The organism is Lentibacillus kimchii, assembly GCF_055381965.1.
Window position 1 is genome coordinate 1,701,274 of the sequence record NZ_AP043934.1, and the last position, 22,264, is coordinate 1,723,537.

24 protein-coding genes are annotated in these 22,264 nt (G+C 43.3%); 8 read left to right on the forward strand and 16 right to left on the reverse strand.

What is annotated here, in order from left to right; translation table 11 throughout:
- The first annotated feature begins 28 nt into the window (after positions 1-28).
- The 8 genes from ACZ444_RS09175 (at position 29) to sigK (ending at position 6,493) form a co-directional block, all read left to right on the forward strand.
- The gene (locus tag ACZ444_RS09175; RefSeq protein ID WP_382360845.1) at positions 29-169 is read left to right on the forward strand and encodes a sporulation histidine kinase inhibitor Sda; all 141 of its coding nucleotides are present in this window, start codon (positions 29-31) and stop codon (positions 167-169) included.
- A 171-nt stretch (positions 170-340) separates the two neighbouring features.
- Positions 341-2,677: a Na+/H+ antiporter subunit A gene (locus ACZ444_RS09180; protein WP_382360842.1), complete on the forward strand. Its 2,337-nt coding sequence runs from the start codon at positions 341-343 to the stop codon at positions 2,675-2,677.
- Positions 2,678-3,016 carry a Na(+)/H(+) antiporter subunit C gene (locus tag ACZ444_RS09185; protein ID WP_382360839.1) on the forward strand — a complete coding sequence of 113 codons (339 nt, stop codon included), beginning with the start codon at positions 2,678-2,680 and terminating at the stop codon, positions 3,014-3,016.
- Entirely contained in the window at positions 3,009-4,484 is a 1,476-nt protein-coding gene (locus tag ACZ444_RS09190; protein WP_382360836.1) for a Na+/H+ antiporter subunit D, read from the forward strand. Before ACZ444_RS09185 ends, ACZ444_RS09190 begins: the two co-directional genes overlap by 8 nt.
- 6 nt (positions 4,485-4,490) lie before the next feature.
- Complete coding sequence (locus ACZ444_RS09195) at positions 4,491-4,967, forward strand: Na+/H+ antiporter subunit E (protein WP_382360833.1); 477 nt, start codon at positions 4,491-4,493, stop codon at positions 4,965-4,967.
- A complete protein-coding gene (locus ACZ444_RS09200) occupies positions 4,964-5,275 on the forward strand; it encodes a monovalent cation/H+ antiporter complex subunit F (RefSeq protein WP_382360830.1) in 312 nt (103 codons plus the stop codon). Before ACZ444_RS09195 ends, ACZ444_RS09200 begins: the two co-directional genes overlap by 4 nt.
- Positions 5,256-5,633 carry a monovalent cation/H(+) antiporter subunit G gene (mnhG, locus tag ACZ444_RS09205; RefSeq protein ID WP_382360827.1) on the forward strand — a complete coding sequence of 126 codons (378 nt, stop codon included), beginning with the start codon at positions 5,256-5,258 and terminating at the stop codon, positions 5,631-5,633. The genes ACZ444_RS09200 and mnhG overlap by 20 nt, the downstream gene beginning before the upstream one ends.
- Positions 5,634-5,785: 152 nt before the next feature.
- Complete coding sequence (gene sigK, locus ACZ444_RS09210) at positions 5,786-6,493, forward strand: RNA polymerase sporulation sigma factor SigK (protein WP_382360824.1); 708 nt, start codon at positions 5,786-5,788, stop codon at positions 6,491-6,493.
- 162 nt (positions 6,494-6,655) lie between these two features.
- Here the strand turns inward: sigK and mtnN are convergent, their stop codons facing one another.
- The 16 genes from mtnN to ACZ444_RS09290 all read right to left on the reverse strand — a co-directional run bounded on the left by mtnN (position 6,656) and on the right by ACZ444_RS09290 (position 22,243).
- A complete protein-coding gene (mtnN, locus tag ACZ444_RS09215) occupies positions 6,656-7,345 on the reverse strand; it encodes a 5'-methylthioadenosine/S-adenosylhomocysteine nucleosidase (RefSeq protein ID WP_382360821.1) in 690 nt (229 codons plus the stop codon).
- A gap of 34 nt (positions 7,346-7,379) precedes the next feature.
- Entirely contained in the window at positions 7,380-8,027 is a 648-nt protein-coding gene (locus tag ACZ444_RS09220; protein WP_382360818.1) for a YrrS family protein, read from the reverse strand.
- Between the two features lie 98 nt (positions 8,028-8,125).
- Entirely contained in the window at positions 8,126-8,602 is a 477-nt protein-coding gene (gene greA, locus ACZ444_RS09225) for a transcription elongation factor GreA (RefSeq protein WP_382360815.1), read from the reverse strand.
- 99 nt (positions 8,603-8,701) lie between these two features.
- Positions 8,702-9,343: a uridine kinase gene (gene udk, locus ACZ444_RS09230; protein WP_382360812.1), complete on the reverse strand. Its 642-nt coding sequence runs from the start codon at positions 9,341-9,343 to the stop codon at positions 8,702-8,704.
- Between the two features lie 7 nt (positions 9,344-9,350).
- Entirely contained in the window at positions 9,351-9,995 is a 645-nt protein-coding gene (locus tag ACZ444_RS09235; RefSeq protein ID WP_382360809.1) for an O-methyltransferase, read from the reverse strand.
- 100 nt (positions 9,996-10,095) lie between these two features.
- A complete protein-coding gene (mltG, locus tag ACZ444_RS09240) occupies positions 10,096-11,214 on the reverse strand; it encodes an endolytic transglycosylase MltG (protein WP_382360807.1) in 1,119 nt (372 codons plus the stop codon).
- Between the two features lie 165 nt (positions 11,215-11,379).
- Complete coding sequence (locus ACZ444_RS09245; protein ID WP_382360804.1) at positions 11,380-11,664, reverse strand: DUF1292 domain-containing protein; 285 nt, start codon at positions 11,662-11,664, stop codon at positions 11,380-11,382.
- A 2-nt stretch (positions 11,665-11,666) separates the two neighbouring features.
- A complete protein-coding gene (gene ruvX / locus ACZ444_RS09250; RefSeq protein ID WP_382360801.1) occupies positions 11,667-12,095 on the reverse strand; it encodes a Holliday junction resolvase RuvX in 429 nt (142 codons plus the stop codon).
- Complete coding sequence (locus tag ACZ444_RS09255) at positions 12,096-12,365, reverse strand: IreB family regulatory phosphoprotein (RefSeq protein WP_382360798.1); 270 nt, start codon at positions 12,363-12,365, stop codon at positions 12,096-12,098.
- 97 nt (positions 12,366-12,462) lie between these two features.
- Entirely contained in the window at positions 12,463-15,105 is a 2,643-nt protein-coding gene (alaS, locus tag ACZ444_RS09260) for an alanine--tRNA ligase (protein WP_382360795.1), read from the reverse strand.
- 439 nt (positions 15,106-15,544) lie between these two features.
- Positions 15,545-16,612, reverse strand: a complete 1,068-nt coding sequence (locus ACZ444_RS09265) for an AI-2E family transporter (RefSeq protein WP_382360792.1) — start codon at positions 16,610-16,612, stop codon at positions 15,545-15,547.
- 48 nt (positions 16,613-16,660) lie between these two features.
- The gene (locus ACZ444_RS09270) at positions 16,661-16,852 is read right to left on the reverse strand and encodes a hypothetical protein (RefSeq protein WP_382360789.1); all 192 of its coding nucleotides are present in this window, start codon (positions 16,850-16,852) and stop codon (positions 16,661-16,663) included.
- A 61-nt stretch (positions 16,853-16,913) separates the two neighbouring features.
- Positions 16,914-19,241: an SF1B family DNA helicase RecD2 gene (gene recD2 / locus ACZ444_RS09275; RefSeq protein ID WP_382360786.1), complete on the reverse strand. Its 2,328-nt coding sequence runs from the start codon at positions 19,239-19,241 to the stop codon at positions 16,914-16,916.
- Between the two features lie 18 nt (positions 19,242-19,259).
- On the reverse strand, positions 19,260-19,931 hold the full coding sequence (locus tag ACZ444_RS09280) for a tetratricopeptide repeat protein (RefSeq protein ID WP_382360783.1): 672 nt from the start codon (positions 19,929-19,931) through the stop codon (positions 19,260-19,262).
- A gap of 46 nt (positions 19,932-19,977) precedes the next feature.
- Entirely contained in the window at positions 19,978-21,084 is a 1,107-nt protein-coding gene (gene mnmA, locus ACZ444_RS09285) for a tRNA 2-thiouridine(34) synthase MnmA (protein ID WP_382360780.1), read from the reverse strand.
- 16 nt (positions 21,085-21,100) lie between these two features.
- A complete protein-coding gene (locus ACZ444_RS09290) occupies positions 21,101-22,243 on the reverse strand; it encodes a cysteine desulfurase family protein (protein WP_382360777.1) in 1,143 nt (380 codons plus the stop codon).
- Positions 22,244-22,264: the final 21 nt, after the last annotated feature.

Consider the following 22,264-nt stretch of genomic DNA (forward strand, 5'->3'; position numbering starts at 1 on the left):
GGATAATCCAATATAAGGAGGGCTAACGATGGAGTATCTATCGAATGAACTGCTGATGGAATCCCATGACAAGGCAAACAGACTGAACTTAAGCCCCGACTTTATAAATTTGATTGAACAAGAAATTCAAAGACGAGGATTGACACACAAACTCAAAACACGCATCTGACTGTTCCAGTATATAAAACCCCCGCTGAGCGCGGGGCTTTTTATTTTCTCTTGAACAAGATTATGATAAGCTATTGATGACAACTTTTGCATGCGTATAAAACGTATATGAGATCATGCTTTCATTGATTCCGATAATGCCCTGACGATCTAGAGGAGGACGTCGATTCAGATGCTATTTACAGTATTAATTCCGCTTATACTGGCTTGTTTTATACCACTTATCAGTAAGTATAAATATACAATCCATACAGGCGTTTTCGTATTAATCATTCCACTAGCCATTTTTTTGTATTTCATCCGATTTATCGGACCTGATTTTCAGACAGTAACCAATACATATCCGTGGATTCCATCCCTTGGAATAAATCTGGACTTATACCTGGACGGTCTCAGTCTGCTATTTGCCTTATTAATAACCGGCATCGGGACACTTGTCGTGTTATATTCGATTTACTATCTCGATAAGAGTGAGCGTCTGGGTCACTTTTATGTCTATCTGCTCATATTCATGTCCGCCATGCTTGGTATTGTGTTGTCGGATAACGTGTTTGCCCTTTATACTTTTTGGGAATTAACATCAATTTCATCGTTTTTGCTGATTGGTTATTGGCATTTTAATGAACGGTCACGATATGGTGCTCTGAAATCGATGATGATAACCGTCTTTGGCGGCCTGAGCATGCTGGGCGGCTTTGCACTTTTATCCGTCATTTCTGGAACAACAAGCATTCAGGCTATGATTACAAATGCCGATACCATACTGGATAGTTCCTACATGCCGCTTGCGCTCGGTTTCATTTTGCTTGGCGCCTTTACAAAATCGGCACAGTTTCCGTTTCATATCTGGCTGCCTGATGCCATGGAAGCTCCAACGCCTGTCAGCGCGTATCTTCATTCGGCAACCATGGTTAAAGCTGGTATTTATTTAGTTGCCCGGTTTTCGCCAGTATTCGCTGATTTCGAGTGGTTCTTTATCATTGTGACCATAACGGGTATTGTCACACTGTGCTGGGCATCCTATATGGCTGTTCGCCAGACAGACTTAAAAGCCATTCTCGCATTTTCCACTATCAGCCAGCTTGGGATGATTATGGCAATGCTTGGCTTTGGAACAGGCGCAGCTATTTTCGCTGCTATGTTCCACATTTTAAACCATGCCACCTTTAAAGGCAGTCTGTTCATGGTTGCTGGTACGGTTGATCACGAAACGGGCACACGTGATATTCGAAAACTCGGGGGTTTGTATACGTTAATGCCCATCACAGCAACGCTTGCCTTATTCGGAACATTTTCTATGGCAGGCATTCCCCTGCCGTTCTTAAACGGGTTTTACAGTAAAGAATTGTTCTTTGAATCAAGTCTTGGCCTGGATGGGGGAACGCATGCTATAACGACATTTCTCGTTGAAGCTGTTCCATATTTGGCCGTTTTTGGCAGTATCTTTACATTTGTTTATGCATTGTACTTTTTATTTGGAACGTTCGGCGGCAAAACACAATTGCAAAAGCTGCCTAAAAAACCGCATGAAGCGCCGTTTGGCATGCTCTTAGCGCCCATGATTCTTGTATTGGGTGTGATTTTAATCGGTTTATTCCCAAATGCGGTGAATGGCACATTTATTGCCCATGCTGCCAAGGCTGTGTACGGGGGAGACGTAGTGGAGAATGTAAAATTCTGGCATGGATTTTTCAAGCCTGCGTTTCTTATGTCCCTTGTAGTTGTTGGGACTGGGATCGTTCTTCTTATCACAAGAACAAAATGGAACCGTATTTATCAGATATTGCCAGGCAGATGGAGTGTCACGAAGATTTACGATTGGATCATGGCTAAATTGGATAACTGGACAGAAAACGTGACGTCTTTTTACATGACTGGTTCACTCAGACAGTATATGCTTATTATCTTAAGCACCATATTTGTGGTCACAATTGGTTTCATGCTGATAACAAGCGGCTTTACGATTGATTTCAGCGACCTGGCACCAGTGTCAACCGTAGAAGTAGTTATTTCCCTGGTTATTACAGCTGCAGCGATTGGAACGATCTTTGCCAAGCGAAATGTGGCCGCTATATTAATCGCAGGTGTTGTTGGTTATGGCGTATCGCTTTTGTTCGTTATTTACCGAGCACCGGATCTCGCCTTAACGCAATTGGTCGTTGAAACAATCTCTGTGGCGTTATTCCTGCTTTGTTTTCACCACCTGCCGAATCTTAAAAAACAACATGAACCAATACGCACTAAGACGACCAATACGCTTGTGTCCGTCGGTTTTGGTGCCATGGTAACGCTTGTGGGAATTTCGGCTTACAGCAGTGACTGGTTTGAAACGATCTCAGATTACTTCGTGAAGACGGCTGATACCATTGGCGGCGGCCATAACATTGTCAATGTTATTCTCGTTGACATGCGCGGCTTTGATACATTATTTGAGATAACGGTACTGGGCATTGCTGTGCTGGCCATTTACTCGCTCATTAAATTAAAAACAGGCAAGGGAGACAAATAAATGGAGTTTATAATCTTAATTCTGGCAGGAATACTATTTGCCGCTGCTATATACAATTTATTGCAAAAACAGCTGCTTAGACTTGTTATCGGGTCTGTACTGCTTTCCCACGGCGCTCATTTATTTATACTGACAATGGGGAAATTGAAACGAGGCAGTCCGCCGATCCTGAGTGACGGAGTTGAGAACTACACCGATCCCCTGCCGCAAGCGCTGATTCTAACATCAATCGTTATCAGTTTTGGGATCACGAGCCTGCTTCTTGTTCTGGCATACCGCACAACTGAGGAGAACGATACAGATAATATGGAGCAACTAAGGGGTAACGAAAATGAGTAATTTTGCAGTTTTACCAATCATTATTCCGTTAATTTCGGGCATCATACTGGCCTTTTTTCCAAAAAAATTAGTCCTTGTCCGTCGGTTAACCAAACTATTTATTCTTATAAATCTGGCTGTTGCAGCTGGCATTGCCTGGCATGTATTTAACGAAGGAGCGCTTGTACTTGAAGTCGGGGGCTGGGCGGCACCATACGGAATTGTTATGGTCGCTGACAAACTGGCTGTTTTGCTTGTTTTAACAACAAACATTGTGGCCTCTGCCTGCGCCTTCTACGCGCCGTATTCCTTACCAAACAAAAAAGAACGCTACTATTTTTATTCGTTCTTTTTCTTTTTGATAACAGGTGTCTCGGGTGCCTTTTTGACAGGCGATCTCTTTAACTTGTTTGTGTTCTTTGAGGTCCTGTTAATGGCTTCGTATGCCCTGATTATTTTAGGCGGTGATAAAACACAGCTGCGTGAATCCATTAAATATGTATTCATTAACCTTTTCTCGTCTATGCTGTTTGTGACAGCTGTCGCGTTTATCTATGGGACGCTTGGAACTGTTAATATGGCCCAGATCGCCGATCGTGTGCAAGACGTTGATCAGCAAGGAATCCTGACAACCGTTAGTATTCTCTTATTCTTCGTGTTTGCCACAAAAGCTGCGTTGTTTCCGCTGTATTACTGGATGCCTAAATCATACGTTGTTCCGAACCCGGTCATCTCCGCATTGTTTGGAGCTTTGCTTACGAAGGTAGGTATTTATGCCATTATCCGCGTGTTTTCTCTAATCTTCATACATAAACCAGAACTCACGCACGAAACATTCATCTGGATTGCCGGCTTGTCAATGATTTTCGGAGTCATTGGGGCTCTATCTACCAATAACATCAAATTAATTATGGCTTATAATATTATTCCCGCCATTGGATTTGTCCTGATGGGTGTCGGCCTGTTTAATCAGGATGCTTTGAGTGGATCACTGTACTATTTAATTCATGATATGCTCATTAAAACAAGCTTGTTTCTCTTAGCAGGAACAATTACTTACGTTGCCGGAACATCTGATTTGCGGAAATTCAGCGGCCTGATTCACTACTATCCATTTCTGGGCTGGCTGTTATTTGTTTCAGGGTTCATTCTTGCCGGCATCCCTCCTTTCAGCGGCTTTATTGGTAAACTTCAATTAATAAGAGGAGCGCTGGCCGATAAACATATCGCAATTGTCATTATTGCCTTGTTGTCCAGTCTGCTGATACTGTATTCTATCATGAAGATTTTCATCAGAGGATTCTGGGGCGAAAAAGACACGGCATTCAAGCCGATATCAGTCAAAGCGCGGACAGCGCCAATTGTAATATTGACGGTTTTATCCGTATTTATGGGAATTGGAGCAGAATTTATTTACCCATCTGTTGAGTCGATAGCTGGGTACTTACTTGATCCGGAAGCTTATATAAATTCTGTCATGAAGGAGTAATGCTCTATGCCATTTCAAATCGTCATTAACGTGATCATTGCCGTCATGTGGATGTTTTTAAGTGAAAGTTATACGATCTCAAGTTTTATAATCGGCTACATTATCGGCATTTTCTTACTGCTGCTGCTTAACCGGTTTATTCCAGGAAACTTTTACTTAAGGCGCGTCTTTAAAATATTCAATCTGATTATACTGTTCATAAAAGAGTTAATCACATCAAATATTGATATTGTTAAACTTGTCTTTAAACGAAAACCGGAATTTGAACCAGGTATTTTTGCCCTGCCAATGGACGTCCAAACGGATTGGGAAATCACACTCCTGGCTAACTTAACAACCCTGACACCTGGGACACTGGCAGTAGCCGTTGCACAGGATAAGAGCCATTTATATGTTCATGCCATGAACATTGATGATATTGATGAGGAAATTGATGCTATTAAAAACACATTTGAAAAAGCGATCAAGGAGGTGACACGATGAACAGTGTTTTGAATTTCAGCGAAAGCGTATTAACCATTTCTGCGCTTATTAGTGTAGTGGCGATTGCTATTTCGCTGGTCCTGCTGCTTTACCGGATTATAGCAGGACCGACATCTGCTGATCGTGCTGTAGCCCTTGACGCCGTTGGAATGAGTATGATGGGCCTTACAGCTCTAATAGCCATCATTATCCCGACCACAACATTAAATGATGTCGTCTTAGTGATTGGTATCTTGTTGTTTATTGGTACAATCGGTATTGCGAAATATCTGGAAAAGGGTGTTATCATTGATCGAGACTTGGATTGAGGGAATTGCCAATATCATTATTGCTTTATTTTTGCTTTCAGGGTCATTTTTCCTGTTATCGAGCTCGATTGGAACCGTTCGATTTCCGGATGTTTATACGCGGCTCCATGCCACCACAAAAGGAGCTACATTAGGTATTGCAGGATTGCTTATTGGCGCCTTTATATTTATGTATGTTAAACATGATATTATCAGCGGAAAACTTTTGCTGGCTATTGTCTTTACGATGCTCACGTCTCCTGTTGCAGGCCATCTCATTTCACGAGCTGCTCACCGGTCTGGTATTAAACCTATTACAAAACATCAGCCAGATGAATACGAAAAAGCTATTCAGAAGCAAAAGGAACATCAGAAGTGACCCCCAGCGGGTCGCTTTTTTATTAACTTTAAACAGCTGTTTTCCCGTGCCACACATCCAAAGTTTATACTGGACAGACACAAAAACAGCACCTCCCTCATACAGTTAGTGTATGGGCCATAGCCCAGCTGACTCAAAAGGAGGTGCCTATCTTGTCGGGGATTTTAACTTTTCTTGGACTGCTGATTAAAGAAACGATTTTTTTTGTGTCCTATGTCAAAAACCATGCATTTCCTCAGCCACTTCCCCCAGAAGATGAATCCAAGTATATTCAGCAAATGCAGGAAGGTGATGAAGAAGCTCGCAACAAGCTGATTGAACACAATTTAAGATTAGTCGCACACATTGTTAAAAAGTTTGAAAACACTGGCGAAGATATGGAGGATCTTATTTCAATCGGCACTATCGGATTGATTAAAGGCATTGAAAGCTACTCGGCTGATAAAGGAACAAAGCTTGCAACGTATGCAGCACGATGTATTGAAAACGAAATTTTAATGCATCTGCGCGCACTGAAGAAAGTGAAAAAAGATGTGTCGCTGTATGATCCGATCGGGCAGGATAAAGAAGGCAATGAGATCAGTCTAGTTGATATCTTAGAAGCCGAAAACCAGAATATCATTGAATACATTCAATTAAATATGGAAATTGACAAAATGAATGATTACTTGGCCATTCTGGACACTCGTGAAAAAGAAGTTATTCTATACCGGTATGGGCTGAATAATTATCAGGAAATGACTCAAAAGGGAATTGCTAACATGCTGGATATTTCCAGAAGCTATGTATCGCGCATCGAGAAGCGTGCGCTTATGAAAGTCTTTCATGAATATTACCGCCAAGAATACCGCGAAACGTAACACCTGCTATGAACGCGTCGCCTGCTTGGAACCTAATCAGCTGGACTGAATACTAACATATGGAACTATTCTGCTACCTATGGTGTCGCTCCCTGCTATTACAATAACGAAAACGGCTGTAGGCAGGGAGTCTGAAAAATTTGCTGCAGGTGTTCAGTTTGATTATGGCGCTTTGATAATGGTCATGATCAAATTGGCTGCATTGCGTGCTGCCGTCTCTATAAACGCATCAAAGGAGATTGAGGAATCCCTTCCAGCAATATCTGATAACGCTCGAATAATAACAAATGGTGTGTCATACTGATAACATACTTGGGCAATCGCAGCTGCTTCCATTTCTGTTGCCAGTACAGAAGGGAAATTCCGCCGGACAGTATCTACTCTCGTCTGATCACTCATAAAAGAATCACCCGAGGCAATAACACCTTCATAAAAAGGTATGGCTAATTGCTTCATCGCTTGACCTGCCTGAGCTACTAAATCCGTATCAGCTTGAAACATTGCCGGCATACCAGGTACTTGACCATATGCATAGTCAAAGGCTGTGGCATTGACATCGTGATGGACAACCTGTGTCGAAACAATGACATCCCCGACCTGCATATTATCCGTAATGCCACCGGCCGAACCAGTATTAATGATCTGATCAGGTTGAAATTGTTCGTGCAAAATCGCTGTCGCCATCGCAGCATTTACTTTGCCAATGCCTGATTTCAATAATACCACGTCACGGTGATGCAGGTTTCCTCGCATAAATAAACAATTGGCAATCGTAACGGTTTCTGTGTCTATCATATTGCTTTGCAACAGAGCAACTTCCTCATCCATTGCACCAATAATCCCTATGGTCATGGTTACCTCCATCTCCTAAATATGCAGCAGACGTCTACTGCTTCTTATCGTTTTCTTTCAGCTTTTCAACTTTTGTCGGCTGCCAGCCTTCATTAGCAACCCACTTATTATACACGCGGTAAATGTCATCTTTATCTGAATCTGAAACCGTATTAATCACCTTCTGATCGTCATTCTGATTGTCATTCCGTTCAGCACACCACATGATAAGATCACTCTCATTTAAATCAGTGGCAGCTGCAGCAGCTTTTCGCATTTCCTGCCTGTCCTGTGAGCCATCATCATAATTCGTCGTATGGGATCCGGTCTGCTCGGTGCCTACGGGTTCCCAATCAGATGTATAAGCCTTTATCACATTATCATCAAAAGACTTGAGCTGTTCCCGTTCCTGTTTTTCATTCTCATTTTCGTCATCTGATTTAGAGTCGGGGTTCTCTCCCGTACTCTGTTTTTCGGATTCACTTTCGTCGTCAGCCGGATCTTTCTCCGTATCGGACGGTGAATCATCTGAAGTCTGTTCCGCAGTACCGCTTTCATTTGACTCATGTGACTCACTGTCACCACCAAAAAAGAGGAAACCCAGCAATACAATAACTAAAACTCCCGCTAATATCAGCAACAAAGACAGACGTTTTGTGTTTTTTCGTCGTTTTTCATATTTATCAACACGTGAGGATGCCACTGACTCTCCCCTCCTTGCTCTTATCGCAATTGATTAAACAACACAAGAAAAGCTCGCGGTATATCCGGGCTCTTCTTGTGTTGGATTCAGACTTGCGCCTACTCTACTTTCTCAATTTTAACAAGTATATCACCGCCGGGTGTGGAGACAGTTACTTCAGAACCGGACTCCTTCCCGATCAAGCTTTTGGCCATAGGCGAATCGTTAGAAATTTTACCTTCAAAAGGATCAGCTTCAGCACTGCCGACAATCGTATAGGTTTCCTCGTCGCCATCCGGCAGTTCTTTAAATGTAACGGATTTTCCTAATGTAACAACATCCGGATTTTCTGTATCATTTTCAATAATAACTGCATTGCGGATCATGTTTTCCACTTGCGCTATGCGGGACTCAACAAAAGCTTGCTCATCTTTCGCGGCATCATACTCGGAGTTTTCGGAAAGGTCTCCGAAATCCCGTGCAGTCTTAATGCGTTCAACGACTTCCTGCCTTTTTTCCGATTTCAGATATTCAAGCTCATTTTCCAGTTTTTCTTTCCCCTCTTGTGTCATATAGAAACTTTTCTCTGTTGCCATGAACAGTGACACTCCTTTATTGTCAAATAATTTAAACGTCATTCTGACTAATTACTAAAAACAACTATGGCAGATTTTTTTTAGATTTTCAATGCTTTTTCATTGATATTTTTCTGTATCCCGAGATAGAGACTGTTCGATTTTAGTGGCTATAATATCAATTGCCACATGGTTCTCACCGCCCTCCGGAATAATAATATCTGCATAGCGCTTGGTTGGTTCAACAAATTGCAAATGCATTGGGCGAACAATATTTTCATATTGTTCAATCACAGAATCCAGTGTTCGCCCCCTTTCTTTCATATCTCGGGACAGTCTGCGGATAATGCGGATATCAGCATCTGTATCCACAAATGTTTTAATATCCATTAAGTCTACCAGCCGCTGATCCTCTAATACTAAAATGCCTTCGAGAATGATCACTTGTTTCGGCTCAACTTTGATCACCTCATTAGACCTTGTATACAGCTTATAATCATATACAGGTTTCTGAACCGGTTCATGATTAAGCAGTTTATGAATATGACTGATTAATAAGTCATTATCAAATGCCAAGGGATGATCATAATTGGTATTCAGTCTTTCCTCAAATGGCAAATGGCTTTGATCTTTATAATAGTAATCCTGTTCAATAACCAGAATTGTTTTATCTTGAAAGCGCTGGCAGATTGACTGTGTCACAGATGTTTTCCCGCTGCCGCTTCCTCCGGCAACACCAATAACAACTGGCTTATCAGACATAAAACAGTCACTCCTTTCGTCCATCTTTGCTGCTGATCGCAATGCCATCTCCAATGGGAACAAAGGTCGTTGTAAAATCTGGATGGGATACCAGCCAGCTGTTATATGCGCGCAGTTTCTCCGCAATGGCCTGATATCTGGGATGCTGCTTCTCTTTATCAGCGACATAACCTTTAAACAAAACATTATCAGTCAGGATGAAACCATCAGAACGTAACAGTGGTGCGGCTAGTTCAAAAAAACGCTGATATTTACCCTTGGCAGCATCTATCAGTATAAGATCAAAGTAAACGTTGCTTAATGTCTCCAGCTTTTCCAGAGCATCACCATAAAGGACGTGAATATGATCCTGTTTCTGCCTGAGTTGAATATTTTGCTCTGCTCGTCTGTACCAGGCGTCATCTTTTTCAATGGTCCAAATTTCTGCTGACGGGTTGGCTTCAAGCATTCTTAATGCTGAATAACCAATTGCCGTGCCAATCTCCAGTATGCGCTCAGGCTTTGCTAGCCGGATTAACTGCATAACAAAATCCATCCCGAGAGGATCCATAATCGGTACCCTGTCACGCGCAGCTTCCTCTTCCAAATCCATCACCGATTCTGCAGGCGACGGAAGACAGCGCGTCAGGTAGTTCCTCAGCTTTTCGTCCATTCACTTTCTCTCCTTAGTCGTTTAAACGTCATCCTTAACGTGCCGCAACGGACATCTTATCTGAAACCAGGACGTGTCAACGTCCTGGTTATTCACGGAATTAATCAATATACTTTTCTTTTAATTGATTGTGCTCTTTATTTGTTTCAGAGTAATGAATGCGGCCTTTATCATCATGCAAAAAATACAAATAATCGGTATCGTCCGGTTCAACGGTGGCCTCAAGGGATGCAGCAGCGAAATTGGAAATCGGTCCGACGGGAAGTGAATGAATGCGATACGTATTATACGGCGAATCAACTTTCAGATCTTTTTTCAGCACTTTAGCTTTATGTTCGCCAAGTGCATATAATACGGTCGGATCCGTCCGCAGAGCCATTCCTTCATCCAGCCGGTTATAAAAGACACCCGCTATCTTCCGGCGCTGTTTATTCGAACCAGCTTCTTTTTGGACGAGTGAGGCCATTGTTAAAGCTTCATGGACCGATAAATCTTTTTCAGCTATATCATCCAAATAAGGCGTCACGACATTGCCTGTTTTTTCCACCATACGACTGATCACTGTTTCAACTGTTGGTTCTTTCGTGTAAAAGTCGTATGTTGCTGCAAATAAATAACCTTCCAGCGGTGTCTGGAGTTCCGGATTCAGGACATCTTCTGTCAAAATATCCGGGTACGTGTTAATTAATGATTTAATATAATCCCGGTCATTGACCTTGTCCAGGAAATCGGTTTTGCTAAATGGCAATTTATTCGCATAAATAGAAGCTATTTCCTTAATCGTTTTCCCTTCAGGTATTGTGACAGAATATATCGGGTCCTTCGCAACCCTGCCTTTATGCAGTGCCTTGATGAGCTTTTCAATATCCATAGAAGGGGAAAGCATGTAATTCCCCGCCTGAAGATTTGTCACGTTTTTCAGCTTTATGTAAAATTTGAATATCGTATCGTCCTTGATGAGCCCATTGTCTTCAAGGCGGGATGCAATATCCGATGTGGAGGAACCTGTCGGGATCTCAACCGCAATGTCCTCCTGGCTATCAGGATCAACCGGCTGTAAAGCAGATTTGACATACAAATAACCCGAGATACCACCGATAACTAATATCAGAATAGCTGAGATAATAATGATAGCGGCATACTTTCGGACGATTGTGGCATCCTTACTGCGTTGCAGCAGATTGTCTTTATAACTTCCTGACATTTTCTTTTTGGACATCCATTATCCCCCTCATCCGGCTTATGCTGCATAAATGTCAAGCATCGGCAGGGACCGGATTCAGCTTTCCGGACATTACTGATATTAATGTCTCAATTAATCGTTCACTCCGTCTTAAATAAAAGCTGATATCCCATCAAGATATCAGCCTGAAATCATTCGGCTTCATGTCTGATCCTCTTCATCAGCAATGGTATTGAGCATCTCCTCAACCATTTCCCATTCCTCATCAGACTCGATCGGGAAAAGAGAGAAATCCTCGTTCTGCTCATCCTCCTCATAGCGGAAGGCATATACTTCTACTTCGTCATTTTCCTGTTGCTCAGACGGCATAACTGCTAAATAAGAGTTGCCCGTCTCATCAACATCAAACGTGAATAACACGTCAAAAAGATGCTCTTCATCATTTTCATCAGGGATGACAATTCGTTCATTCTCTTCCAGTGCCATGACTACACTCCTTTAAATGTCTCTTGATCAAGATAAGTTTGCAAAATCATAACGGCTGCCATTTTATCAATAACTTTTTTGCGTTTTTGACGGCTCATATCCGCCTCAAGCAAAACGCGCTCTGCCGCCCGCGTCGACAAACGCTCATCCCAAAGCTGCACAGGTATATTAAACGCTTCCTTTACATGCTCAGCATAACGTTCAGAAGCTTCGCCGCGTTCACCGATCGAGCCATTCATATGCTTGGGAAGACCAACAACCGCTTTCGTTACCTCATGTTCTTTTATGATTTGTCCCAATTGACCATCGGCAGAGCAGATATCCTCTTCATCCCATTTGATAGTCGTAATACCTTGGGCAGTCACGCCTAAAGGATCACTTACTGCAACTCCGATTGTTTTGGAACCTACATCTAATCCGACAATTTTCATTTAGCTTTCCCTTTGCTGTTGTTTGAGATAAAATGTCACAACTTCCTCAATGACCTCATCCCGTTCAACTTTACGGATCAGATTCCGGGCATCCTTATATCTCGGAATATAAGCCGGATCACCGGATAATAAGTACCCTACAATCTGATTAATGGGATTATAGCCCTTTTCCTTAAGCGCCGCATGAACTGTGAGCAAGATATCATTTATATCATGATCAAAAGGCTCCTCAGAAAAATTAAACTTCATGGTTTTATCAATAGAGCTCATCGTGACACCTCATTCCGCATGTTTTACCTTTACTGGCTATTCTAACATGTCTATTTTACACATTATAGCTTTTATAGCAAATTGAATACAAGTTTGTCTAGACTTTTGAACGATTTGTAACATAATGATTCGCTGCTTTGAGAGCATCATTGATTTTTTCAGGCTGTTTGCCGCCGGCTTGGGCCATATCCGGACGGCCGCCGCCGCCACCGCCACATACTTCGGCTGCCTGTTTAATCAGATTGCCAGCATGAAAACCCTGATCAGTCAAATCATTTGTAATACCTGCAGCCAATTGCACTTTTTCTTCATTAGCTGCGGCAAGCAGGATAATCCCGGAGTCAAGCTTTTGTTTCAGGTCATCAACCATATCCCGGAGCTGATTCATATCTTTGGCATTGACTTGTTGTGCTAAAAGGGGAATGCCATTCACTGTTTCATATTGATCAACAAGGGATGATGTTTCCTGATTGGCCAATTTAGCATTGAGTGACTCATTTGTTTTATTTAGCGATTTTATGTCGTCATATAAACCTTTAACCCGTTCTGCGACTTTGTCCTCTGTGGTTTTCAGCAAATCAGCCGCTGTTTGTAATTGTATCAGCTTCTCATTGATAAATTGATAAGCCTGCTTGCTCGTAACGGCCTCCACTCTTCTTGTACCGGCACCGACGCCTGTTTCTGAAACAAGTTTAAATAAGCCAATCGTTCCTGTATTACTGACGTGACAGCCACCGCATAGTTCAATGCTGTAGTCGCCAATTTGAACAACCCGGACAACATCACCGTATTTCTCACCGAATAGTGCCATGGCGCCCATTTCTTTGGCCTCATCAAGCTTTTTGCGATCGATGACAACAGGCAGATTCTCCCAGATTTTTTCATTAACAATCTGCTCGATTTGCTGCAGTTCGTCCTGACTGACTGAACTAAAATGCGAAAAATCGAAGCGCAGACGATCAGGGGTTACAAGTGAACCCGACTGATTAACATGGTCACCAAGGACATCTTTCAGTGCCTGATGAAGCAAATGTGTCGCCGTATGATTTTTTATAATGCCTGTGCGGAAAGCATCATCGACCACTGCTGTTACCTTGTCACCCGAGCGAATGGTACCTTCTTTCACATGAATTTTATGGACATGCTGGCCTTTAGGCGCCTGCTGGACATCCTCAACCCATGCTGATGCACTGTTGGTATAAATCCAGCCATTATCACCGATTTGACCGCCACTCTCTGCGTAAAATGGTGTCTCTTTCAGAAACGTAAGTGCTTCTTCGCCCGCCTCAGCAGTATCGGCAAATGCTTGAGCCTTCACAATTGTCTCAATCGTTGTCACTGCTTCACGCTGGTCATAGCCGACAAACGCAGAGTCTATGTCCACTTCACCAAGTACGCCATCCTGAATCTGCATCGAATCCGTTTTTTGCCGAGCATTTCGAGCGCGTTCACGCTGTTTTTCCATTTCGCGTTCGAATCCTTGCTGATCAATCGTAAAATGATGCTCAGCTACATATTCTTCTGTCAATTCTTTCGGAAACCCATACGTATCGTACAACCGGAAGACTTCAGCACCCGGGAAGATGTCACTGCCCTTTTGCTGTTCTTTTTCGATAATAGCATTCAAAATATCCAAACCATCCTGCAGCGTTTCATGAAAGCGTTCTTCTTCTGCTTTAATAACATTTGCCACATGGCTGCTATCATTCAGGACATCCGGATAAAAGTCCTGCATAATGCTGCCGACTGTCGGGACGAGTTTATACATAAACGGCTCATCGATCCCCATTTGTTTAGCAAATCTGACGGAGCGACGGAGCAGACGGCGCAATACGTAGCCTCTGCCCTCATTGGAGGGAAGTGCTTTGTCACTGATAGCGAACGTAACCGTGCGAATATGATCAGCAATCACTTTAAATGCTGTATCATCCCGCTCGTTGTTGCCATATGTTTTTCCGGAGATCGTTTCTGTTTTCCGTATGAGCGGCATGAACAGATCTGTTTCAAAGTTAGTTGGCACATCCTGAATGACGGATACGATGCGTTCCAGCCCCATACCAGTATCGATGTTCTTTTTCGGCAGCGGGGTATAAGTGCCGTCAGGATTATGATTGTACTGGGAAAAGACGAGATTCCAAATTTCCAGATACCGCTCATTCTCACCGCCCGGGTACAATTCCGGATCGGATGGATCAGCCCCGTACCGTTCACCGCGATCATAAAAAATCTCTGAATTCGGGCCGCTTGGACCTTCGCCAATATCCCAAAAGTTTTCTTCAAGCCGGATGATGCGCTCTTTCGGAAGTTGGATCTGGTTAAGCCAGATATCGTAGGCTTCATCATCTTCCGGATGTACTGTCACGGCCAATCGTTCAGGATCAAAGCCAACCCATTTCTCACTTGTTAAAAACGCCCACGCAAACGCAATAGCCTCTTCTTTAAAATAGTCACCAATAGAGAAGTTCCCAAGCATTTCAAAAAATGTGTGATGTCTGGCTGTGAAACCGACATTTTCAATATCATTCGTTCGAATAGATTTTTGGGCGTTTACAAGCCGGGGATTATCCGGTACGACGCGTCCATCAAAATATTTTTTCAGGGTCGCTACACCACTGTTAATCCAGAGAAGTGTCGGATCATCCTGCGGTACAAGCGGTGCACTCGGCTCGATCTGATGGCCTTTTTCTTTAAAAAAATCCAAAAACATTTGACGCACTTGTGCTGACGTTAACTGTTTCATGCCCTTACCCTCCAGTAATCGTTAAGCTATTTTTCCGACTGAAAAACATACGCCCGCGTTATGTAACCGTTCATAAGAGTTAGCTGCTTTACAGTGGCATACAAGCTTGTACGAAATAAAAAATCTCCTCTCTAAATTTGTGTTAGAGACGAGATAACGTCGCGGTACCACCCTAATTATGAACAAAAGCATGTGCCTTCATTCATCACTCAGTCTGATAACGGTTTGGAACCGGCGGGAATTAGCCGCACTCAGGTTTAGCTTCCATGATTCAACGTCCGGGATTTCTTACAGCCTGTGGAAATCCCTCTCTATACATCACCGCTGACCTTAGCCTGGCCGGAAATGCTTTGAACGGAGGCTCATGTACTCAGAACCATCTGCGCATTAGATTATTTCGCTTATTATGCTGATAGTATAGTCAAGATTTTGCTGATTGTCAATTATTGTACCGCTCCCGCAAAAAATGCGACATGACAACTTTTAAAATGACCAGAAGCGGAACAGCTAATATCATGCCTATAACACCGCTTACCTGCCCGCCCAGCAATAGAGCAAAAATAATGGCGAGCGGATGGATCTGAATACTTCTGCCAACGATAAACGGCGACAGAAGATTGCCCTCAATCAGCTGGATAAGAAAAATACTGACTAAGACAAACAACGTTAATTTTCCGGAAATCGTTGCCGTGATCGCCACAGCTGGAGCAGCACCAATAATTGGGCCAAAGTAAGGAATAATATTCGTCAGCCCCATAATGATAGCTAGAAGCAAGGCATACGGGATGTCCCAGAATTTAAATACTGCATATGCCGCTAAAGCGACAAACAAACAAACAATAACCTGGCCCCGAATGTAATTGCCCAGTCCATTATCTATCGCCCGAATCAGTTCTCCAGCGTGCGCGTGATATTTTTGCGGAATCCACTTTTTGCCGTGTCGTTTAACAGTCGCGAAATCCTTCAGAAAGTAAAATACGATCACAGGGATCACCGTTATGACAATGATCATATCAAAAACTTTCGTAAAACGTTTCACCAAGTCCGTCAGCAAATTCTCAATATGGGCTTCAGCTTCATAAACAAGTTCATCCATTTTATCATGCACCGCTTCTGGTAAAAACGCTGTGTAGTCATATAGGTTGTAAATGAATTCGCGGTACATGCCAATCAGCTGGGGCAACTGCTCCTGCAGTTGATTCAATTGCTGAATAAAGGCAGGATAAACTCTGTAACCCAAATAGCCAAGACCCCCGAAAAAAAGGATATAAATCAGCAATATGGCCAGACTTCTTGGTATATGGCGTTCATAAAGTTTATCAATAACCGGATACAATAAATAAGCAATTAAGGCTGAAACTAAAAACGGGAGCAATAAATGCCACAAAAACGCTGCAATAGCCCCATATACCGGGAACAGTTTAACAAGCAGAAAAACGAATAAGAATACAAATATTCCTGTTACTGTCCAGAAAAGAAAATTCAATGGTTTATTGTCCTGGAACATATAAAGCACCCCCAGGAACAACATGATCAACTGATCGTGTGAGAACCGTTACCATTGAATTCTGCGCTCATTTTCCGTAAATAAATCATCCAGGGAACTTAATGACCCATCTGATTCCACCTGGTGGATTGCCAGTCGGTTATGTATTACGGACAGTTCAATAAAGCAATTCCAGCAGTAATAGTGCCGCGCCCCGATTTTTCCAATATTTTTCCCATTACAATTCGGGCAAACGAACATGGTAAAAGCTCCTTTTTATTAGGTCAGCTTTCACCAAATAACTGGTCGCTATACATCGCTGTCACATAAAATCGTAAGGCGATATAGCCGCTTCATCATTTTCTTCTGGCTGTTCATCGGATGAACCATCTACCAGCCGCTCCTGCAGTTTCTCAATTAAAGACGTATAGCGCTGATTGGTATCCTGACGTTTAACGCCATCTAAAAAAGCCTGCTTGTCGCCACAAATAACTAAGGATTGTTTGCTCCGGGTGATCGCTGTATACAGTAAGTTTTTCTTCAGCATACGCCGGTAGACAGGAAAAACCGGCAGCATAACAATCGGAAATTCGCTCCCTTGGGATTTATGAATGGAAATGCAGTAAGCGAGTGTTATATTAATATAATCTTTTCGCTCAAAGCTAATCTCCTTGCCTTCAAAGTCAATCACGAGCTGTTCAACATGATCGACATTTTCGTTTGCTGAAAATATGGCAGCAACTTCGCCAATATCCCCATTGTAAATCCCGTCTTCCGGCTGATTAACAAGCTGCAGCACTTTATCACCGACCCGGAACACAGCATCTTGTGTGCGTGCTTCACGCTTCTGCGGCGATGCTGGATTAATCAGTGCTTGCAAATGCTGATTAATCATCGTAATACCCGCCTGTGAGCGATACATGGGAGCCAGAACTTGTATATCCTTTACATCAATTCCCTTTTTTTGCGCACGATCAAAAACCGTTGTCACCACATCAATCAGCTGTTGTTCATGACAGGAAATAAAACTGAAGTCCTGAGCTTTTTCCAGAGCATGATGATCACAGGCGTCCTGTTTAATCGCATGTGCCAGCTCGATAATTTTCGATCCTTCTTTTTGCCGGTACACATCCTGCAGACTAACATAAGGAATCTGCCCACTCGTCAAAAGATCAGCCAGAACCTGGCCAGGCCCAACAGAGGGAAGCTGATCCTCATCCCCCACCAGCAGTACCTGCATATCATCGGGAATCGCCTTAAACAGGCTGTTTGCCAGCCAGATATCAACCATGGAAAACTCATCAACAATTAAATAACGGCCTTTAAGCGGATCATAGTCATCTTTTTCAAAGCCGTTTTGACCATCCCAGCCCAACAATTTGTGAATAGTCACGGCTGGAAGGCCGGTTGACTCAGTCAGGCGTTTAGCCGCCCGTCCAGTAGGCGCCGTCAAAATGAACGGGTAATCGGCATCATCACTATATGAATCAGGGTCTATCGACAAGTTATGAATCTCAGCAAAGGCGTTCAGTATGCCTTTGATAACCGTTGTCTTCCCTGTGCCTGGGCCGCCTGTTACAATCATCAGCTCAGAACTGATAGCTTCTTGGATCGCTTCAAACTGCTCTTTGCCATAACTGAGCACTTCTTGTTCCTCGACATCGCCGATGATTTTCATCAGTTCAGCCAAGGGCGTATCATGCTCAACTGATTTGCTGAGCAGCCGATCAACATTTCCAGCAAACCCGTTTTCCGCATAATAAAGCGAGGGGAGGTACACATTCCCTTCATACATGATCACAGTCTTATCACGATTCAATTCTTCCAGCCGATTTTGCACCATGTCGATTGTAAGCTCCGCGTCCGGTTGAGTTAAAAGCGTCACAACCTGATGAATACACTCCTCAACTGGCAAGTAAACATGACCATCCTGGATATTCTGCTGCAGCACATAAACGCACCCGGCTCCAATCCGGTTTGCGTGTGTTAAAGACAAACCGTTCTCCTGGGCAATCTGGTCAGCGGTATGAAACCCAAACCCTTCAATATTAAGCACAAATTGATAAGGATCTTCCTGCAGTACGCTGACGGTTTCATCCTGATATTCTTTATACATTTTTTGTGCAAGTTTTAGACCAATTCCATATTTAGCCAGATAAACGGCAGCATACTCGAAGCCCTGATTTTCTTTTAACGTTTTTACAAGCTGGTCAGCTTTATCCTGTTTCAGCCCGGGAATCTGCCTCAGAACACTGGGATCATTTAATATACTGGAAACAGCGTTAGTCCCCAGCGTTTCGACAATTTTCCGGGCCGTTTTTTGGCCGATTCCGTAAAACAGATCACTGGAAAGATAATCAATTAACCCATCTTTGGTATCGGGAATAAACGTCTTATAAGAAGTTACATTATACTGCAGTCCGAACTTGGGGTGCCGCTCAAAATCACCATAAAAATAATAGGCAGCCGAATCCTGCAGATCCGAAAAATAACCTTTAATCACGATGTCCTTTTCCTGATAATCCTCATTGGTCGCAAGAACTTTAATTTTAGCAATTGAGAAATTTTCCTGCTCATTACGAAAAATCGTATGCAGCAGCTCCCCTTTAATATAGCCATACGCCGTTTGGGTTTGTTGATCTGTTGCCATACGGATTACCTCACTATCTTACGCGTCAGAATTATGCCATACATCCATAATCTGTTTCTTGGCATTGGAAGCCAGCATGTGCTCAGGCTGGATGGCCAACGCCTGATCAAAATGGTCTAGAGCTCCCTCAAGATCCTCTTCATACAACGCAATAACCCCGAGATTATAATGCGCATCACTGTGCGACTCATCCAATTTCAGGACCTGTTTGAAAATCGGTTTGGCATCATCGATATACTCACCCTGGGCAAGTGACAACCCATACTGAAATAAATAATCTGCCTCATTTGGATCCAGCTCAGCTGCACGCATTAAATACGGAAGCGCCAGCTTGTAATCCTCCTGGTGAAAGAAAGTCATACCGAGCAAATAATAAACATCTGCTTCTTCCAGTCCGATTTCAACCGCCTGAAAAAAATGCTTTTGGGCTGTTGCAAAATCTGCCTGATCATAATACAGGCTCCCCAGCCCATAATAGGCTGTTGCTGCATTCTGATCCAGCTCAATCGCCCGGTTGTAGAAAAGCTCAGCGCGCTCTGTATCATTAATATGCAACAACAAATTGCCAAAGTTGATATAGCCGACCGGATCCTTAGGACTTTCTTCAATAATGGCATTAAACAGCCCTGCTGCTTCTTCATATTTTTGCTCTTTCATCAACTCAATCGCCTGCTGGTTTTTATCTTCCATTATGTCACCTCGTTAACTGTCTAAAGTAGCATGCTGCTGTCATGGTTCAGCCGACATAGTCAAGATACGTGTCATCTTTTAGAACCTCATCAATTGTCCCGCCGCCGAGACAAACCTCGTCATCATAAAAGACGACCGATTGTCCAGGCGTGATTGCACGCTGTGTATCATGGAAAGCAACATGAACATTGCCATCTTCCTTTTTGGTAACGGTTACCCCGCAATCCGGCTGACGGTAACGGAATTTAGCTGTGCAGGTAAATTGATCAGGCATCTCTCTAATCCAATTAACCTCTGAGGCAACTAGACTGTCAGAATACAAATTGTCATTATAAAAGCCCTGTCCGACGTACAGAATATTATCATCGAGGTTTTTCCCGACAACAAACCATGGTTCACCAGCTCCGCCGATGCCAAGTCCCTGGCGCTGTCCAAGCGTATAATACATCAGACCGTCATGAGTGCCTTTTTCGACACCGTCCAGTGTTTGCATCAGTCCTGGCTGTGCTGGCAAGTAGCTGCTTAAAAATTCCTTGAAGTTACGTTCGCCGATAAAACAGATACCGGTACTGTCCTTTTTCGATGCTGTCACCAGATCATTTTGGTGAGCAATTTCCCTGACTTCATTTTTAGTCATATCCCCTAAAGGAAACATAACCTTCTCCAGAACATCTGATGTCAGCTGATTCAGAAAGTATGTCTGATCTTTATTATCATCCACACCCCGCAGCATGTCATAATGTCCATTATTCTCTCTCACGCGGGCGAAATGGCCTGTCGCCAGGTAATCGGCACCAAGCGACATGGCATGATCCAAAAATGCTTTAAACTTAATTTCTTTGTTGCACATAACATCTGGGTTGGGTGTTCGGCCTGATTGATATTCATCAAGAAAATAAGTGAACACTTTATCCCAGTACTGTTTCTCGAAATTGACGGCAAAATAGGGGATGTCCAGCTGATTGCAGACGCGGACAACATCATCATAATCGTCGGTCGCCGTACAGACGCCATTTTCATCAGTATCATCCCAATTTTTCATAAAAATGCCAACGACATCATAGCCTTGCTGTTTCAGAAGCAGTGCCGCGACAGACGAGTCTACGCCACCGCTCATACCAACAACTACCCGTGTATCCTCATTTCGTTTCATAAATAGTCACCGCCTTTTAACTGGTTAAACGTTTAACGATCTTAGCAACACGATCAGCTGCTTCGATCACATTTTCTGTCGTATTAAACGATCCGAAACTGAAACGGATCGAATTCATGATGCGTTCATCATTGTCCTGATACATGGCCGCGAGAACATGCGAGGGTTCAATTGAGCCTGCTGTGCAAGCACTTCCGCTTGAAGCTGCTACGCCTTCCAAATCGAAATTGGTCAGCAAAGACTCAACACCAGTTCCTGGAAAACTAAGATTAACAATAGAAGCAATACTGTCATCCAGCTTGCCATTTACAGTATAAGTGATGCCATCAGCAGTCAGCCGCTCCATAAACTGTTCCCTGAACTGACTGTACTTCCCTCGTCTCTCAGCTTTGTTTGCCATCACCAGCTCAACCGCTGTCTGGAAACCGACGACACCTGCCATGTTTTCTGTTCCCGGCCGGTGCTGCCGTTCCTGCTCACCGCCGTGCTGACGTGCCTCCAGTTTAATACCATCAGCTGCATATAAGAAGCCGACCCCTTTTGGGCCATTAATTTTGTGTGAGGACGCTGACAGCAGATCAATCCCGGTCTGGTTAACATCAATATCGATTAAACCAAAAGCCTGAACAGCATCGGTGTGAAAATAGGCCTGATGATCTGATAAAATCTCAGCAGCCGCCTCAATCGGCTGAATAACGCCTGTTTCATTATTGACGTACATAATAGAAACCAGGATTGTTTCCGGCGTCAAAGCGGCTTTCAGCTCATCCGGATTGATACGGCCTGTTTCATCAACAGACAAATAAGTGACACTGAAACCGAGCTGTTCTAAATACGCAGCCGTATCCAATACAGCATGATGCTCTTGAGCCGTTGTAATAATATGATTGCCTTTTGCCTGATTAGCCAGAGAGGTCCCGATCAGTGCCAAGTTATCTGCCTCTGTGCCGCCGCTGGTGAAAACAATCTCTTTTTCATCAGCCTGAATGCTTTTAGCCATACTGCGCCGTGCTTCATCAAGATACTGGCGGGCTTTCCGGCCAAACCTATGCACACTTGATGGATTGCCGAACACAGTCGTCATAACTGGCTGCATGGCTTCAGCTACCTGGGGATCCATCGGTGTTGTGGCTGCATGATCCAAATATATATGATCCATGGTTAATGCCCTTTCTATCTT